This window comes from uncultured Nostoc sp. (genome assembly GCF_964247315.1).
Lineage (GTDB): Bacteria > Cyanobacteriota > Cyanobacteriia > Cyanobacteriales > Nostocaceae > Nostoc.
The window spans coordinates 61,363-78,306 of the sequence record NZ_CAXTTT010000007.1 but is presented as its reverse complement, the minus strand read 5'-3'; the positions used below and the strand labels follow the sequence as shown (position 1 = coordinate 78,306).

At 41.6% G+C, this 16,944-nt stretch carries 12 protein-coding genes; 4 read left to right on the top strand and 8 right to left on the bottom strand.

Annotated elements, in window-relative coordinates; genetic code table 11:
• Positions 1-129 precede the first annotated feature (129 nt).
• The 5 genes from rpsG to ACFE93_RS04120 form a co-directional block, all read right to left on the bottom strand.
• Positions 130-600 (bottom strand): 30S ribosomal protein S7, encoded by a 471-nt coding sequence (rpsG, locus tag ACFE93_RS04140; protein ID WP_069070112.1) that lies wholly within the window; start codon positions 598-600, stop codon positions 130-132.
• Between the two features lie 603 nt (positions 601-1,203).
• Positions 1,204-1,587, bottom strand: a complete 384-nt coding sequence (rpsL, locus tag ACFE93_RS04135) for a 30S ribosomal protein S12 (RefSeq protein WP_012410236.1) — start codon at positions 1,585-1,587, stop codon at positions 1,204-1,206.
• A 133-nt stretch (positions 1,588-1,720) separates the two neighbouring features.
• Positions 1,721-2,044 (bottom strand): HesB/IscA family protein, encoded by a 324-nt coding sequence (locus tag ACFE93_RS04130; RefSeq protein WP_375472133.1) that lies wholly within the window; start codon positions 2,042-2,044, stop codon positions 1,721-1,723.
• 250 nt (positions 2,045-2,294) lie between these two features.
• Entirely contained in the window at positions 2,295-2,714 is a 420-nt protein-coding gene (locus tag ACFE93_RS04125) for a cupin domain-containing protein (RefSeq protein ID WP_104907515.1), read from the bottom strand.
• 340 nt (positions 2,715-3,054) lie between these two features.
• Positions 3,055-5,109 carry a phosphodiester glycosidase family protein gene (locus ACFE93_RS04120; RefSeq protein ID WP_375472132.1) on the bottom strand — a complete coding sequence of 685 codons (2,055 nt, stop codon included), beginning with the start codon at positions 5,107-5,109 and terminating at the stop codon, positions 3,055-3,057.
• A 780-nt stretch (positions 5,110-5,889) separates the two neighbouring features.
• Here ACFE93_RS04120 and gltB point away from each other — a divergent pair.
• Positions 5,890-10,599 (top strand): glutamate synthase large subunit, encoded by a 4,710-nt coding sequence (gltB, locus tag ACFE93_RS04115; RefSeq protein ID WP_375472131.1) that lies wholly within the window; start codon positions 5,890-5,892, stop codon positions 10,597-10,599.
• 484 nt (positions 10,600-11,083) lie between these two features.
• On the opposite strand, the gene ACFE93_RS04110 is transcribed toward gltB, so the two are convergent.
• A complete protein-coding gene (locus tag ACFE93_RS04110; RefSeq protein ID WP_375472130.1) occupies positions 11,084-11,992 on the bottom strand; it encodes a polysaccharide deacetylase family protein in 909 nt (302 codons plus the stop codon).
• 1,606 nt (positions 11,993-13,598) lie between these two features.
• Here ACFE93_RS04110 and lepB point away from each other — a divergent pair.
• Entirely contained in the window at positions 13,599-14,171 is a 573-nt protein-coding gene (gene lepB, locus ACFE93_RS04105) for a signal peptidase I (RefSeq protein WP_334925281.1), read from the top strand.
• Positions 14,172-14,250: 79 nt separating this feature from the next.
• On the opposite strand, the gene ACFE93_RS04100 is transcribed toward lepB, so the two are convergent.
• Together ACFE93_RS04100 and ACFE93_RS04095 are read right to left on the bottom strand one after the other, a co-directional pair.
• Positions 14,251-14,784 (bottom strand): helix-hairpin-helix domain-containing protein, encoded by a 534-nt coding sequence (locus tag ACFE93_RS04100; protein WP_375472129.1) that lies wholly within the window; start codon positions 14,782-14,784, stop codon positions 14,251-14,253.
• A 14-nt stretch (positions 14,785-14,798) separates the two neighbouring features.
• Positions 14,799-15,173: an NINE protein gene (locus ACFE93_RS04095; RefSeq protein WP_292740152.1), complete on the bottom strand. Its 375-nt coding sequence runs from the start codon at positions 15,171-15,173 to the stop codon at positions 14,799-14,801.
• Positions 15,174-15,362: 189 nt separating this feature from the next.
• Here ACFE93_RS04095 and ACFE93_RS04090 point away from each other — a divergent pair, with 189 nt between their 5' ends.
• Together ACFE93_RS04090 and ACFE93_RS04085 are read left to right on the top strand one after the other, a co-directional pair.
• On the top strand, positions 15,363-16,295 hold the full coding sequence (locus tag ACFE93_RS04090; RefSeq protein WP_375472128.1) for a DnaJ domain-containing protein: 933 nt from the start codon (positions 15,363-15,365) through the stop codon (positions 16,293-16,295).
• Between the two features lie 126 nt (positions 16,296-16,421).
• On the top strand, positions 16,422-16,745 hold the full coding sequence (locus ACFE93_RS04085) for a DUF1825 family protein (RefSeq protein ID WP_104907522.1): 324 nt from the start codon (positions 16,422-16,424) through the stop codon (positions 16,743-16,745).
• Positions 16,746-16,944 lie beyond the last annotated feature (199 nt).

Here is a 16,944-nt window from a genome sequence, read left to right as displayed (position 1 = left end):
CCTATAGTTTTTGCCTCATGATATCTTGTATATTACTCTTTGTTAAGATTCTATACTTTTACGGAAAACCGTCTTTCTTTGTAAATCCACGATATACCGCTTCGGCAAGGCGATATATCGCTTTTTTACTTAGTAACGATAATGTGCGAATGCTTTGTTAGCTTCCGCCATCCGATGCGTCTCTTCACGTTTGCGAATGGCATTGCCTGTTTCGTTGGCAGCATCCATTAACTCATTTGCCAATTTGCTTGCCATTGTCCGGCCTGGTCTAGACCGGGAATATTGCACTAACCAACGCAGTGCTAGGGTAGTACCCCGTTCTGTACGCACTTCCATTGGTACTTGGTAGGTTGCTCCACCAACTCGCCGAGCCTTTACTTCTACTAAAGGCGTGGCATTTCGCACTGCTCTTTCAAAAGTTTCCAAAGCACCAGCACCAGTGCGTTCTTCAATAGTTTTTAATGCATCATAAACTATGCGTGCGGCAAGTGATTTTTTGCCATGACGCATGATCCGTCTGATAATCATGCTCACAAGGCGACTGTTATATACGGAGTCAGACGGAACTGGGCGCCTTTGAATAACACCACGACGAGACATACTTCACCTTTAATTCGGAATTGGCAACGAAATTATATGCTATCAGACACCGGAAACTAAAAGTGGTAGAACCCAACCCTCAGACTTCCTCAATTTTTTCGACCGTTGCAGCAAGGCTGACTTCTTAACTGGCAATTTTGGATTTTGGTCGCACCTTTTGTTGCCCTTCCAGCGCAACGCCGAATTTTGGATTAAAAGTTTTCGGTATATGTTCTGACTACAAGGATCTGAACAAATCAAAAATCTATAAGCCTCATTCCCTTGTGGGTTCGACCAATCCAAAAGATCCTCGATAAATCGCTAAAGCTACGCGATCGCAAACCTAAAATCTAAAATTCATTGACTTGCTACCTGCAACTAAATACTCAAGGCACAAGATTATAAACTTTAATGTTCAGATGAGAAACTCGCTGTATATTACAGCATTTTCCTCAGAACTTCTACACTTGCTCGCTTAGTGTAGATGTAGCTTGCTTGATTTTTTCAAACAGACTTTAGCAGCCTTTATAACTACTGTTAGAACACAGACGGCGATCCTTTTTTGCCCTTTAACGCTTTCAAGGTAGACGATTAATCGTGTTGGATGCGATTAATCGCCCAATCCTATTTTTTCGCTTCTTTGGGACGCTTGGTTCCATACTTGGAACGGCCTTGCTTGCGGTCTTTGACTCCGGCTGTATCTAGGGTGCCACGGATAATGTGGTATCTCACGCCTGGTAGATCCTTAACCCGACCGCCACGAATCATCACAACTGAGTGTTCTTGTAAGTTGTGACCAATGCCTGGAATGTAAGCTGTGACTTCAAATCCAGAGGTAAGTCTGACTCTTGCTACTTTGCGTAGGGCTGAGTTAGGCTTTTTGGGTGTGGTCGTGTATACTCTGGTACAAACTCCCCGACGTTGGGGACATTGTTTCAGAGCAGGGGACTTGGTTTTCTGACGCGCTTGTTCGCGCTCATTTCGTATTAGCTGCTGTATTGTTGGCATGAGTTACAGCGCGTAAAGCTGCTTATGGTCTAAGTTTTAACAAATCCTGATTATATCTTTTTTTACGGTTTTATGTCAATTGTTATTTTTCCTTAGTCGATTAAACATCTGTTTTTTGACTAATGCTCAATCACTAATGACTCAAGGAGAAGGAATTGCCACAACCACAGGTAGCGATCGCCTGGGGATTGTGGAAGCGAAAACCACCACCCATTAAGTCTTCTGAATAATCAACTCTCAAACCGTTGAGGTAATTTAAACTTGTGGCATCGATGACTACTTGAATCTCATCCAAGTCGAAAACCTGGTCGCCAACTTTTATTGCTTCATCGAAGGACATATCATAAAAGAATCCAGAACAACCACCTGGTTTTACTGCCAATCGAAACAAGACATTTGGCTGCTTGGACTTAATTCGCCCAATCTCACTTATGGCTGCTTGACTCAGATGAATCATGGAACTCGTTTTTTGCAATTGAATACCCCATCTTTCATTTTACAGATGGGTTGACCTTTGCTTTTGCAAAATTCCAAATCACCGAAGGTATGAGCGCGATCGCTATTACTACATTTATAACACTAATATGCTTCAGTCCCCACTTTAACAAGGTAGGGACTTCTGGGGTGCAATAGTTCGTTTACAAAGATGGTTTATATAAAAATGTATTCAGCTTTGGCATTAGAGCTTTAATAGCATTCTTTTGGTTTTAATCTTTGGTACGGGCATAGTCATCTTGGTAGCGGATAATATCATCCTCTCCTAAGTATTCGCCATTTTGGACTTCGATCAATACCAAGGGGATCACGCCAGGATTCTCTAAACGATGAGATGTACATTGAGGTACATAGGTTGACTCATTATTACTCAGTAAGACTTCTTTCTCGCCACAAACTACTCTAGCTGTACCAGAGACGACAATCCAATGTTCGCTGCGGTGATGGTGCATTTGTAGACTGAGGCGGTGTCCTGGCTTAACTTCGATGCGCTTAATTTTGTATCCGCGCCCTTCTTCCAAAACTGTAAAAGCACCCCAAGGACGTAATTCAGTTGCAGCAACGCCCCTAGAAGTTATGTTTGGAGGGAGGTGTAGAGTTTCAGTCTGTGTAGTTTCTTGATATCGAGCCATAGTTACCTCATTGGAAGACATAACAAATAACAAACCGTTGGTACTCTTAACTATTGATAAAAAATCTGGCGCTATATTGCAACCTTGAAATCAGCAATTTTGTCGCACTTTGATAAACATAGCAAAATCAAACCTTATGGTGTAAACCATCACTACTAAAATTCTGATGTCTACACCAAGTCTTCATCAAGCAAAATGATAGCTTGTTCAAAACTTTAAAATGTGATTGGGGATTGGGGGACTGGTAATTGGGGAAGGTGGGGCCCCCTCTAGGGATAAGGGGGATTAGGGATTGAGTTTTTTCTCTATATCCTATTACCCACCTATTCCCTATTCCCGATTATCGTGATTTCAGGAAAATACCAATTCCGTTATGAACACGAGCAGCAGTACTGGGCGATCGATCAAGTAGTTGCCCTCCTAAATAAAGGCTGGTAGAACTACCCCCATCTAAATTTAAAGCATCCACACAGCCCATGAGTTGCATCAATTGGGCGTGTTCTGCCAAATTAGGGCCATAACCGCCGGCACGATTATGTGTGGCAGTAATCATCACTGTGCCTGTTTCTGTTATGCAAATACCACTACGAATAGCTTTTTCGGCAATAAAGGCATTACTGAATTTTTCGCCTTTGGCATCAAGGACAATTTGACGATTTTGGACTAATAGCGGCCCAGCACCAATAATGTGGGGATAACGACTAAAATCAGCTGGAGTAGTAGCGCTGGAAATACTTACTGCGCTTCCAATAGGTAGTTGTGAGGCAGCACTAACAGCGTTAGCGCGTAAAGTTAGCAGGTAGCCATCTTGGGGAATTGGAACCGCTATCGCACCAACTTTGCCGCCTGGTAACTGATTAGTAATTTGGTCTTTCTGTACTACTAAGATAATTTCGTTATCTGTCAGGGGTGTGTAAGTTGATCCCCAAGCTGGAGTGTAACGAGCAATGCCACTTTGGACGTAACCACTGTTGAGAAACAGAATTGGTAGGCGCTGGTCATTTGCTGTAATTAAAGTTTCTTCCAAGGTGAAACGACCGAAGTAAAATTGGCCTGAATCATTCCAAGCGATCGCACCCCGGTTAAGAATCGGGCCTGATAACCACTGACTATCCCGACGAATCGCACCTAATGGCAATCTGTTCTTACGGTTAAAATAACCACCATTAATTCCAGCTACTGCTAAGTAGCGTTGTGCTGTTTGAATTAAGGGAGCAGTACCTGCAAGTCCATCAGGACTAGCCCACATAGGTTTCAAAATTAGCCCAAATTTGCGGGGATTAACTTCTAACCAGACCACCGGAAAGCGTTCTGTGCCTAAGTTGACATAATGCTGTCGCCAGCGCAATCCTGGGGCCCAAGTAATATCCCGCTCTTCTAAAGGATCGGGTCGAATATCGATAATCAGGCGATTGGGGTTAGCGACAGTACTAACTTGAGGCGATAGGCCAAAAGGAACGCTCAGACTAATAATCGTTTGGTTTTTCACCACCTCCACTTTTTGAATCAGTGGTTCAGGGGCTGGTAGTATTGGTTGTGTTGGTGTCGCTGGTGATAATTGTTTGAGCAGGTTTGGCAGCAATGTTGGTGGTGCTACTGGTGGCTCAGGGGTATAGCGTTCTATCAAAACAGGGTCAGCTATTCCATCCAGAGTAATTGTCCACTGTCTATTTGGCGGTACAGTGGATTTGGGAGTTGGTGTATCTGGATCGGAAGATGGAGTTTGCAGTTTGGCGATCGCTGACCCTTGTGCAACTTGCCAGGGAGTGGGATGATCTAAATCGACAAGAATCCGAGCCTGTTGCAAAGGGGTACTCGCTTCTGGAGGTTCCTGACTCTGAACAATATTTGTGACTTGTGCTTTTGGGGTGGCAATTTCCAAGGTGTTGCCATTAGCTTGGATTTGCCATCCTGATGTTCGAGCAAAATTAGTAATATCCAGATAGCGATATGCTCCTACTAGCCTGGCGGCTAAAACTTGTGGCGTTGTTATCGGCGAAAACCACTGTATTGGTTGCCTCGCTGAATTACTACTGTTTAAGAAATTTACTCCAATTAATTGCCTGAATGCCCCGTCACTGAGATGAGTTGTCACCTGACCAGATTTTCCAGGTTGCTGCAACCAAGTTCCTGGTAAAGTACGACCATTGAGGGAAATTTGATTACCAGAAAATGCCGTGCCTGTTAAAGGAGGTGTAGGTGACTGTGAGATTAACTTGGGTGTTGATTTGGTGGTTTTTAGGGACTCCTGAGCGTTGATAGGATAGGTAGTAATTAAGCACAGTATTGTCAAAAGTATTGGTGACACAGTAGCCAGAAAAAATTTGCGTTCGCCCTTGGCGTTGACGGAGCCATCGCTAATCCCTGATTGGCAACAATTCGGCATTTTTACCATAATTTACTAGGTACTTTTGAAAACTATCACCCAAGGTATAAACTAATCAATTATTTGGAAATATAAAAAAAGCATGACTTTATTTTTGAATAAATATGGTAATCTATATGTTGGCTAGTTATCTCTTTTAAACACACATTAATTTATTTAGACGCTAAAGCCACTGCAATCAAGTGTTTTAACTCCCACTAATTCTAACCACACCATATACGGTAGTTTTGGTTATCAAAACTGGATTAATATATTTAATCCTAGCTGAAGGTTGCTAATATGATTACTTCAGTAATGTCTAGTTAATAGTAATACAAGCGGCAACTAGTAAGCGGCAAAATTCTAGACAACAAAAATATTTGGGAATTGTCAAATGGGTATATATTGTAATACGCTGATTTTATTGCTGGATCGGGATTATTTTGGCTTTAGAACATAGTACAGCGTTTAGTTTTAGTTTTGTTTCAGGTGAGCCAAAAAAATAGGCTCAGTAAGTAGCTAGTGTGCATCTGGAAAAAAGGGATTGAGAAAATACTTAACTTCAAAATATAAAAAAGAAACTGTCAGGGCAAAAATAATGTCTTGGCGGAGGTAACTTGTCTAACACCGCATAAATACATAAAAAACACGCAATCATTTTAACACGGGGGAACTGATAAAGTAAAACCGAAGTTAAAATTTTTTTTCCCTAAATTTTCGGTGCTTATATATTTTTCCATCACTGAAATTAGAAATTTTTTCCCACAATGTAGTGGCAAAATTGGTAACTCAATACTTCAGGAACAGGGTATGAATAATAAACCGATGAATCAAGACCAGAAAATCACAGCGGATATCAACTCAAGAGATACCTATCAGGGGCAAAAGTGGTTAGTAGAAGAACGAGATGCCTGTGGTGTAGGTTTTATTGTTCATCGCCAGAATCATACCAGCCACGAAATTGTCGAAAAAGCCTTAGCTGCTTTAACCTGCTTAGAACATCGGGGAGGTTGTAGCGCCGATCGCGACTCTGGTGATGGTGCTGGAGTATTGACAGCAATACCTTGGGAGTTGTTCCAACAAGACTTTGCCCAAAGGGGGAAGGAATTTCCATCTACCGATCGCACAGCTGTGGGGATGATATTTCTACCACAAGACCAGCAAGCTGCACAAAAAGCTAGAGCAATAGTTGAGCAAGTAGCTGCTGAAGAAAAATTAATTGTATTGGGTTGGCGAGTAGTGCCAGTGCAACCTGATTTGCTGGGGGTACAAGCAAGAGAAAATCAACCCCAGATTGAACAAGTTTTATTAGCTTCTGTTGACAAAAGCGGCGATGAATTGGAACGCCAATTGTACATTACCCGCCGCCGAATTAGTAAAGCTGCAACCAATATCTTAGAAGAATTTTATATCTGTTCGTTGTCAAGTCGCACAATTGTCTACAAAGGTATGGTGCGTTCTGCTGTCTTGGGCAGCTTTTACGACGATTTAAAAAATCCAGCTTACAAAAGCGCCTTTGCTGTTTATCACCGCCGTTTTAGTACCAATACCATGCCCAAGTGGCCCCTAGCGCAACCGATGCGGCTTTTGGGTCACAACGGCGAAATCAATACTTTGTTGGGTAACATCAATTGGATGATGGCACGAGAAGCTAGCCTGAATCATCCTGTATGGGGCGATCGCATTGAAGAACTCAAGCCATTAGTTCATATTGATAACAGTGACTCAGCCACCCTAGACAACGTAGTGGAATTACTGGTGTGCTCTGGACGCAGCCCCTTGGAAGCTTTAATGATTATGGTTCCAGAGGCTTACCAAAATCAGCCTTCTTTACATAAATTTCCAGAAATTGTTGATTTCTACGAATATTACAGTGGTTTGCAAGAAGCGTGGGACGGGCCAGCACTTTTAGTATTCAGCGATGGCAAAAAAGTTGGTGCAACACTAGATCGTAATGGTTTAAGACCCGCTCGTTACGCGATCACTAAAGATGATTACATTGTTGTAGCTTCCGAAGCTGGTGTGGTGGACTTCCCAGAAGCCGATATTGTCGAGAAAGGTAGACTCGGCCCAGGGCAAATGATCGCCGTGGATTTAGAAAATCATGAAGTGTTGAAGAATTGGGATATAAAGGGGCGCATCGCCAAGCAGCACCCTTACGGGGAATGGTTGCAACAGTACCGTCAAGAACTCAAAGAAATTGTTAGTAGTCAATCGTCAGATGTGAATGGAAATGGACATTTGGCTGCTGAAAATGGTAACGGGCATAGTCCAAGTGACAAAATTGATAAGCAAACCTTACTTCAGCGTCAAACTGCCTTTGGCTACACCACAGAAGATGTAGAAATGGTGATTCATCCAATGGCGATCGCAGGTTCTGAGCCGACTTTCTGCATGGGTGATGATATTCCCTTAGCGGTGCTATCACAAAAGCCACACCTGCTTTATGACTATTTCAAACAACGCTTTGCTCAGGTGACAAACCCGGCGATCGATCCCCTGCGGGAAAAGCTAGTAATGTCTCTGAAAGTTGAACTGGGTGAACGGGGTAACTTATTAGAACCCAAGGCAGAATATGCTCGGAGATTGAAACTCGAATCGCCAGTGTTAACGGATGCGGAATTAGAGACGATTAAGCTGTCAGGATTTGCGACGGCTGAGCTGTCAACCCTATTTGCGATCGCTAATGGCCCGGAAGGATTAAAGTCCGCAGTCCAATCTTTACAAGCACAAGCAGCTGAATCAGTCCGCGCAGGTGCAAAGATTTTAATATTAAGCGACCAGATCCCCTCAAGCTCTCTTGATGCGGGTATCAGCACAGAATACACCTACATTCCCCCCCTGCTAGCAGTGGGCGCTGTGCATCACCATCTGATTCGTGAGGGGTTGCGAATGAAAACATCCCTGATTGTGAATACTGCTCAATGCTGGAGTACCCATCACTTTGCTTGTCTGATTGGCTATGGTGCTGGCGCAGTTTGCCCGTATATGGCTTTAGATACGGTGCGTGATTGGTGGTCTGATCCCAAAACTCAAAAGTTAATGGGGGTACAAAAAATTCCCACCCTCACCCTAAAACAAGCTTTAGGAAATTATCGCAAAGCAGTAGAGTCAGGACTACTAAAAATTCTCTCCAAAATGGGAATTTCTCTGCTCTCCAGCTATCAAGCAGCCCAAATTTTTGAAGCGATTGGCATTGGTGGAGATTTAATCGAACTGGGATTTCGTGGTACGACTTCCCGCATCGGTGGTTTGAGTGTTACCGAACTCGCTGATGAAGTGCTTTCCTTCCACGTTAAAGCTTTCCCAGAACTAACGACCAAGAAGTTAGAAAACCTGGGCTTTGTGCAGTACCGTCCTGGCGGCGAGTACCACATGAATAGCCCAGAAATGGTTAAGGCGCTGCATAAGGCTCTAGATGGCAAAAACTACGACCACTACGAAGTTTATAAAAAGCACCTTCAAGGCAGACCAGTAACAGCCTTGCGGGACTTGCTGGATTTCCAAGGCGATCGCCCGTCGGTTCCTCTAGAAGAAGTCGAGTCGGTATATGAAATTGTCAAGCGCTTCTGCACCGGTGGCATGTCTTTAGGTGCTTTGTCAAGAGAAGCTCATGAAACTCTAGCGATCGCCATGAACCGCATTGGCGGTAAATCAAATTCTGGAGAAGGCGGCGAAGATCCAGTGCGCTACACAGTTCTAGATGATGTAGATGAGTCTGGACACTCGCCAACCCTACCTCATTTAAAAGGATTGCAGAATGGCGATCGAGCTTATAGTGCCATTAAGCAAGTTGCATCGGGACGCTTTGGTGTCACCCCAGAGTACCTAGTTAACGCCAAACAAATTGAAATCAAAATTGCCCAAGGTGCCAAGCCTGGGGAAGGTGGACAACTGCCAGGGCCCAAGGTGAGCCAATACATTGCGATGTTAAGGCGCTCCAAACCAGGTGTAACGCTGATATCGCCACCACCGCACCATGATATTTATTCTATTGAAGACCTAGCACAACTGATTTTTGATCTGCACCAAATTAATCCCAAAGCAAAGGTGTCGGTGAAGCTAGTTGCAGAAGTTGGCATTGGCACGATCGCGGCTGGTGTAGCCAAGGCAAACGCTGATATCATCCAGATTTCTGGCCATGATGGTGGTACAGGTGCATCACCACTCAGCTCGATTAAACACGCTGGTTCGCCTTGGGAACTGGGTTTAAGTGAAGTGCATCGCGTTTTGATGGAAAATAGTCTGCGCGATCGCGTGATTTTGCGCGTAGATGGCGGACTCAAGAGTGGCTGGGATGTGGTAATAGGTGCATTGATGGGTGGTGAAGAATTTGGTTTCGGCTCCATCGCCATGATTGCTGAAGGCTGTATTATGGCGCGAGTTTGCCATCTGAATACGTGTCCTGTGGGTGTTACTACTCAGAAAGAAGAACTCCGCAAGCGGTTTACGGGAATACCGGAACAGGTTGTCAACTTCTTCTACTTCATTGCTGAAGAAGTACGTAGTTTGTTAGCCCGACTTGGCTATCGTTCTTTGTCAGAAATCATTGGACGTGCAGATTTGTTAAAACTGCGCCAAGAGGCAAAACTCACCAAAACGCGATCGCTAAATCTCGACTGTTTACTTCAACTACCAAATAGCAAAGACAATCGTAGCTGGTTGGTGCATGAAGAAGTTCACAGCAATGGCGTGGTTTTAGATGACAAGTTTCTTGCCGATCCCGAAATTCAGGCTGCCATTAAGGATCAATCTACTGTCACCAAGACTTACCCAATTATCAATACTGACAGAACAGTGGGTACAAGATTAGCGGGTGCGATCGCTTCCCAATACGGTGACAGTGGCTTTGAAGGACAAATTAATCTCAACTTCACAGGCAGTGTTGGGCAAAGCTTTGGTGCTTTCAACCTCCCCGGCATAATTCTGAGCCTAGAAGGAGAAGCAAACGACTATGTAGGTAAAGGTATGCATGGTGGTGAAATCATCATCAAACCTCCAACTGATGCTACCTATAACCCATCACAAAATGTGATAGTTGGCAATACCTGCCTCTATGGTGCTACTGGTGGCATATTATTTGCCAATGGTCTAGCAGGAGAGCGCTTTGCTGTGAGAAACTCCAAAGGCATCGCAGTGATTGAAGGTGCTGGGGATCACTGCTGTGAATACATGACAGGTGGTGTGATTGTCGTCCTCGGCAAAGTAGGACGTAACGTAGCAGCGGGAATGACTGGTGGACTGGCATACTTTTTGGATGAAGACGACTCATTTCGTGAGTTAGTCAACTTGGAAATTGTCAAAATTCAGCGGGTGATTACAGAAGTAGGTGCAAAGCAACTGCAAGAATTGATCCAAATTCATGCAGAACGCACTAATTCACCAAAGGCGAAGAAAATTCTGCAAAACTGGCAAGAATTTTTGCCGAAATTCTGGCAGTTAATTCCGCCTTCTGAAGCTGATAGTCCAGAAGTCAATCCTGAAAAAACAACTGAGTTCAGTTTAGTAAGCAGTCATTAAGAGACTGACAACAAATAAATTCAATCTTGTAAGGCAGGCCAGAAGGCCTGCCTTTTAATAAAACAAGGTTTTCAGCGTCGAACAACTTTCATAGTATTCATGTAATAACGCTAAACTCTGTTTTCTGTGACAATGGTTCTCGTATTTTTTATAAACCTTATTTGCTCGTTATTTATTCTCAATAAAATCTAATTTTAGCGATAAGTAGTGGGTTGGGTTGAGGAACGAAACCCAACCCACGCTGGTTTTAATTTTTGGCTTTAACTGAACCGTATTGCATTATAGTTCATGAATTTATGAGCGCCAGCGAAATATTATTAAGAACTCTAGAGTGCTTGGTGGTTCAAAAAAAGGCGATCCAAATATTATTGTGAGAAATATTGATAATGTTAGATCGTCTGGTTCCCACATAATCTAAATTATTCATGATAATGAATTTTAGTTTTTAGCCAATTACTATTGACTAATTACAGATAATTAATTATTACTTTTTGTTAGCAAGCAACTTTTGATCTGTATCTTCGATTTCTAAAAGTTCTGGAATAGTCACAAAGCGATAACCTTGCTTTTTAAAGTTGCTAATAATTTCTGGTAAGGCTTGCACAGTTCTGGAACGATTACCACCACCATCATGCATTAGCACAATCCCACCAGGTTTAGAATCTTTAATCACGTTATCGATCAACTTTGGTACAGCTGGTAACTTGTAGTCTGTGGAGTCAGCCGACCACATCACCACAGCATACTTTTGTCCTTTAGCATAACCAGCTAATCCATTGTGTAGAATGCCACCAGGCGGTCGGAATAGATTTGTTTTAACACCTGTAACTTGATAAATTAAGTCTGTTGTCCGCTCAATTTCAAAAGCAGCTGCTTGTTGATTAAAGAAGTGATACCAGTGATGCCAAGTATGGTTGGCAATGACGTGACCTTGAGCAACAATCTGCCTTCCTATCTCTGGATAATTTTTTAGGTTCTGCCCGACTACAAAAAACGTCCCTTTGATATTATTTGATTTCAGAATACTTAGCACTTGTTCTGTAGTCTGAGGCCAAGGACCATCATCAAAGGTAAGAGCAATCACTTTCTCACCCTGAGTAAGTTTTGCAGCTTTAATGATTTCCCCTTGAAAACGTGATGGTATGGGGTAGGCTAGACCCTTTGTTTGTGCTTCTTGCTGCCAACTTGTAAGCATCGTCGCCTTTAATTTATCAATGCGCTGCTGAGTTCCTACGTTTGCAGATACATCCTTGATATTGATACTTGGTCTACTCTGAGCCTCCGAAGCATTTGGCCTTAGAAGCATCATAAAAGCAAGACTAAAAACACCACCTAAAGCAAGTAGCGCAATTAATATTCCTTCTGGCCACAGAAACGACTTATTGTTTTCCACCTCAACGCTCCTTCAAAGATCGAACCATCACTACGGTTATGGCGGTACGTTATAGCACATTTTTATTAGATATTTAGATACCAGTTGCTTTCTGGTAATCATGAAAATTGGAATTGGTACTAACGTAAATTCAGAATTGATAAGACAGACTATGTTGCTTTAGCTGAAATCTATATGCTCTAGATTTGGACAGCGTTGAATATACAATACTTGGTACTGTTTAATTTCAACGTAGTCATAAAAGGTAAGCTCTGCGCTTCCACATTCTTACCGCTAGCTCTAAGAAGGAGAGGAACACAATCAGATAATTAACCACACCCCAAAATCCTCTTAAATAGGAGTTCTGAATTAGTCGCTGTTTTTGAATTCACTGCTAAAGCAGCATTATCCTTTCAAGTTTTATAGATTTTCAAATAAGATGAACTAAGCTGTCATACCGACAATTTGCACTTTTCGCAGACTGAAGTTTTTATAGCCAGACTTTCTGATAGTAAATCTGTATAATTGACAACTTAAGTAAATTGTTTGATTAACATACAAAACTACTTACAAGGGCGGGTTATCTTTAAAAAAAGAGTCTGGTAAACTATTAGTCCTATTTTTAATAGAATATATTTTACTGCCTGTTGTCATTGTTTCCTTTTTAAGAAAAAGTTAAATTTTCAACTGACACAATGTTACCTTGTACTTTCTATAAAATAGACCAGACGAAAATTGATTCAATATAGTTTCTCATTGCCAAGGGGCATTTATTCTTTAAATCTAGTCACTTTTGACTCATTCAGCAAAAATAATTCTATCAGCAGTTTACTTCTCTTTCGGATGCTGATACTTTAGCCGAAATTGCTAGTAGCTTTCTGTCTGTGAATGTTTTTCTCGATAATTAAGTATGTTTATATCTTAATTAATAGTACAGTTTAATATGCACTGTCACCGTGTAATTACGGAAATTAATTCTGTAAGTATAGGTCAGTTATTAAAATCACAATAATATGGTATCTATCCATTGAAGCAATAAAATCTATATTTCATCTTTAAAAGTAGTATTTCTTACTAAAAACGCTTACTTTAACCATACTTATGCATTTAAAAATACATTCACGTTTTGGCTAATTTTATGTAATATCACTTAATAATACAGACCAAAATATATTTTCTTGCAACTCGACCTCCAGCAAGACTGCCCTCTGCCTTTTTTCAGTAAAGTGAGGTAGATACTCTAAAACATGGGTAGACTATTTTGCAACTCTACGATCAATTTTCTGTTTAAGGAAAAAACCTACTGCTTGTATCGCTCTAGCAGTCTGTAACCAGCTTCTTTTGCAGGAAGAAACAAAGCTTACAATTATCATAACTTGCCTTATAATTACAGAAATTAGAATTTTTATTTTTAATTATCTATTTAGCAATCCTAATTATTAGATTATATTACCTTAGACAAGTCATAGTTTATTTACAGTACTTTTGCTTATCTTTGGTAAAGAGATAAGTGTATTATTTAATGTCTGTATAGGTTGACCCTAAACCCTGTTTTCCTATTAATATACCTTTTGAGTCAAAATAATCAAGGTATTTGTCTCACTTCTGAAACTAGCTAGAAACTTTTATGATTCCTCACGAAAGTGATGCAAAAGAAGAGCGTGCGTCGTTAAAAGTATGGCGTAGTTGGCAAGAAAATCTGATTTTAATTGCGATCGCACTGTGTTTGGCATTCTTAATCAGGACTTTTATCGCCGAACCGCGCTATATACCTTCTGATTCGATGTTGCCTACATTACATACTGGCGATCGCTTGGTAGTTGAAAAAATCTCCTACCATTTTCACCCTCCGATAACTGGAGATATTATTGTTTTTCAGCCACCCGCAGAACTACAACGTCGAGGATATCCCAAAGACCAAGCGTTTATCAAGCGAGTTATTGGGCAGCCGGGTGAGGTAATTAGTGTTGCTTCTGGCAAAGTCTACCTCAACGGTCAACCCTTGGCAGAAGACTATATCGCTGAACCTCCAAATCAGCCATATCGACCAGTAAAAGTCCCAGAAGACGAATTTTTCGTCATGGGAGATAATCGCAACGATAGTAATGATTCTCGCTATTGGGGCTTTTTACCCAGAAAAAATGTCATCGGTCGGGCAACGTTTCGCTTTTGGCCTCTTGACCGCATTGGGTTCATTTAATCAATTTTGGATTTTCCTTTCAATCCAAAATTCAAAATTGCCAGAGTTAGAAGTTATTTTAAGACTTCTAACTTTTAATTTAAAACCTCAAATAATACATCATCTGGGCGATCGCATCACCAGTTAACTCTAGCCGTCGTTGGAAATCAGCCAGGTTACGGAAAGGCCCGGCTGATTGGCGATTTTGCACCACTGCTTGCGCCACAGACAAATCTATAAATGGAATTTGTGCTAATTTTTCAACGGTTGCTGTGTTCGGGTTAATTAAATGCGTAGGATTTTCTAAAGATTCGTGGTCATAGTAAATAAAATTCAGTAGAGGCTTTAATGGCTCTAAGCGCGGCGCTGGCATACCCAAAGCCGCAGCGATATCTTCAATACAGTAAAATTTCACACCCGAATGTGAAAGTTCCACAAGCGATCGCGCTTGGTGAATTGACAAACCTGGTAAGCGTAACCAATCATCTACAGTCGCTTGATTAGCATCAATGCGGATACCTAATTGAGCTGCAATCTGAATTTCTTCTCCAGATTGTAGGCGATAGTAGGGATCATTGAGAAGCTTGGCGCGAAGTTTTTGCAGTCTGGAATTTAAAGGTATCCAGTTATTCATGATTGTCGCTTACCTCAAGAAATCTGGTCTAACAATTGGCGGCGCTTTTGTTCAAATTCATACTCTGAAATCAGTCCATCCTGGCGCAGAGCATCTAATTCACGCATTGCGTCAGCGATCGCTCCTACCTGATTAATCGCTTTTTGTGAGTTCCTTGCTGCTGACTTGCCTAGATTAAAATTACGATCAAAAGCTTCTTCGTCTTGGGCTAAATACCAAACTCCTTCAATCGCACTAGCTACCTTGGGGATAGGCGTCCAGGAAAGCAACACATACAAAATACCCCACAGCGGCTGTCCCAGGTAGAATTTATGTAATCCTGAAATTGTCAGCGTGCCAGAAAAAGCTAAAACAGCGGCAACACTTCGACTTTTGCGCTTAGTCAACATATTTCTAATAAATATACGAATCCCACAGTTCCTACAATAAGACAGCCAAAAGGCACAGAAACAATTCATCCCTAACTAAATCTTCCCAATCCCCAATCCCCAATTTAAAGAAATTTGAGTAAGTTTCACATGACTGTGAATTGAGCTTTGATGCTAATTTTAAGTTTTCAATGGATTTAGATTACTACGATGTTACAGACCTTCCTACCGCTAAAATGGCTGAAACAGCTTTGCGATCCTTACGCTGTGCTAGGAATTTCTGTGAGTGCTGACGATCGCCAGATTTTTAAACGCTATCACACTTTAGCGAAACTGCTACATCCCGATCGCTATGCTAAAAGCTGCAATCCAGATCGAGAATTAGCAACGGCAATACTTAGCCATTTAATCAATCCAGCTTACGAACAACTCAAACATCGAGACAAGCGTTTGATTGCTATAGCCATGCTGCGATCGGACGCAAGAGTGTTACAGCAGCAAGCTTTGTGTGGACAAAGTGCTATAGCTAAAGAAATTATAGAAATGTCTGCACCCCAAGCAGAATTGTTTTATGAAGAAGCGATCGCCTCCTATGCAGAAGCTCAATACAAATCACTCCATCAGTTTTATCAAGTTACACAACAAATTAGTATATTGAATTTAGTTTATTTACAGTTGCATAAACCTGACCTGTTTCTCCCGCAAAAACCCGTTTGCATCATCCCTGAAGTAGAAGTCAAGCCAGTTGAATTGACATTAAATGAAAAAACTAATATCAAACCAGTTTTGACAAACTACGCTCAACGCCACTACCAGCGAGCGATTGAGTACGTCAGGCTAGCTAATTGGCCCCTAGCTGTGCAAGAACTGCGCGATGCCATCAAGTTAGAGCCAAATAACAGCGAATATTATGCCTTATTAGGTTTAGTACATCTAAAACAGAAATTTATCGGGATGGCTAGGGTTTACATTCGTCAAGCATTAAAACTTAACCCACAAGATTTACTAGCTCAAAAATACGCTACCATACTGAAAATTGAACCGGGTGAAAACACCAATCCTAAATCAATGGCTAAAGCTCTGAGTATTGCGGCTTTATTAAGTCGATTTAACAAGGGAAAACGTTCTCAAGTCAAGTGTTGAAATTTCGGTAATAAACCGTACTAAAACCGAAGCTTCGTGACTAGATTACTCCCCTAGACTAAAATAATAAATAGAAGTAAAGCTATTAAGCTACTGAGTCTGGGCACTCAGTTTAATATAAGCAATATGGGATTCTTCGATTCTGAAATAGTTCAACAAGAAGCAAAACAGCTGTTTGAGGATTATCAAGCGCTGATCAAGCTTGGCAACAGCTACGGCAAATTTGACCGCGATGGCAAAAAGCTGTTTATTGAGCAAATGGAAGCGATGATGGATCGGTATCGCATCTTTATGAAGCGCTTCGAGCTATCAGAAGATTTCATGGCACAAATGACAGTAGAACAACTGAAAACGCAATTAGGTCAGTTCGGTGTCACCCCACAACAAATGTTTGACCAAATGCACCTCACTTTAGAACGGATGAAAGCCGAGCTAGAAAAACAGCCCTAGTACCGCAAGGCGGAAGTCAAAAGTCAAAAGTCAAAAGTCAAAAGTCAAAAGAATTGTATTTCGGGCTTTTACACCATTTGAAATGGTATATTTATTTCCGCCGTGCTGTACTAGTCAATATTAGATTTTGTGGAAAGTCAGATCGCCCGCAGTCGACACTCCAACTTTCCAAGCTAGATTTTGGATTCATTGGCAATCC

Coding starts and splice junctions, on each gene's coding strand:
- rpsG (WP_069070112.1), bottom strand. CDS start 600: ATGTCTCGTCGTGGTGTTATTCAAAGGCGCCCAGTTCCGTCTGACTCC.
- rpsL (WP_012410236.1), bottom strand. CDS start 1,587: ATGCCAACAATACAGCAGCTAATACGAAATGAGCGCGAACAAGCGCGT.
- ACFE93_RS04130 (WP_375472133.1), bottom strand. CDS start 2,044: ATGATTCATCTGAGTCAAGCAGCCATAAGTGAGATTGGGCGAATTAAG.
- ACFE93_RS04125 (WP_104907515.1), bottom strand. CDS start 2,714: ATGGCTCGATATCAAGAAACTACACAGACTGAAACTCTACACCTCCCT.
- ACFE93_RS04120 (WP_375472132.1), bottom strand. CDS start 5,109: ATGGTAAAAATGCCGAATTGTTGCCAATCAGGGATTAGCGATGGCTCC.
- gltB (WP_375472131.1), top strand. CDS start 5,890: ATGAATAATAAACCGATGAATCAAGACCAGAAAATCACAGCGGATATC.
- lepB (WP_334925281.1), top strand. CDS start 13,599: ATGATTCCTCACGAAAGTGATGCAAAAGAAGAGCGTGCGTCGTTAAAA.
- ACFE93_RS04100 (WP_375472129.1), bottom strand. CDS start 14,784: ATGAATAACTGGATACCTTTAAATTCCAGACTGCAAAAACTTCGCGCC.
- ACFE93_RS04095 (WP_292740152.1), bottom strand. CDS start 15,173: ATGTTGACTAAGCGCAAAAGTCGAAGTGTTGCCGCTGTTTTAGCTTTT.
- ACFE93_RS04090 (WP_375472128.1), top strand. CDS start 15,363: ATGTTACAGACCTTCCTACCGCTAAAATGGCTGAAACAGCTTTGCGAT.
- ACFE93_RS04085 (WP_104907522.1), top strand. CDS start 16,422: ATGGGATTCTTCGATTCTGAAATAGTTCAACAAGAAGCAAAACAGCTG.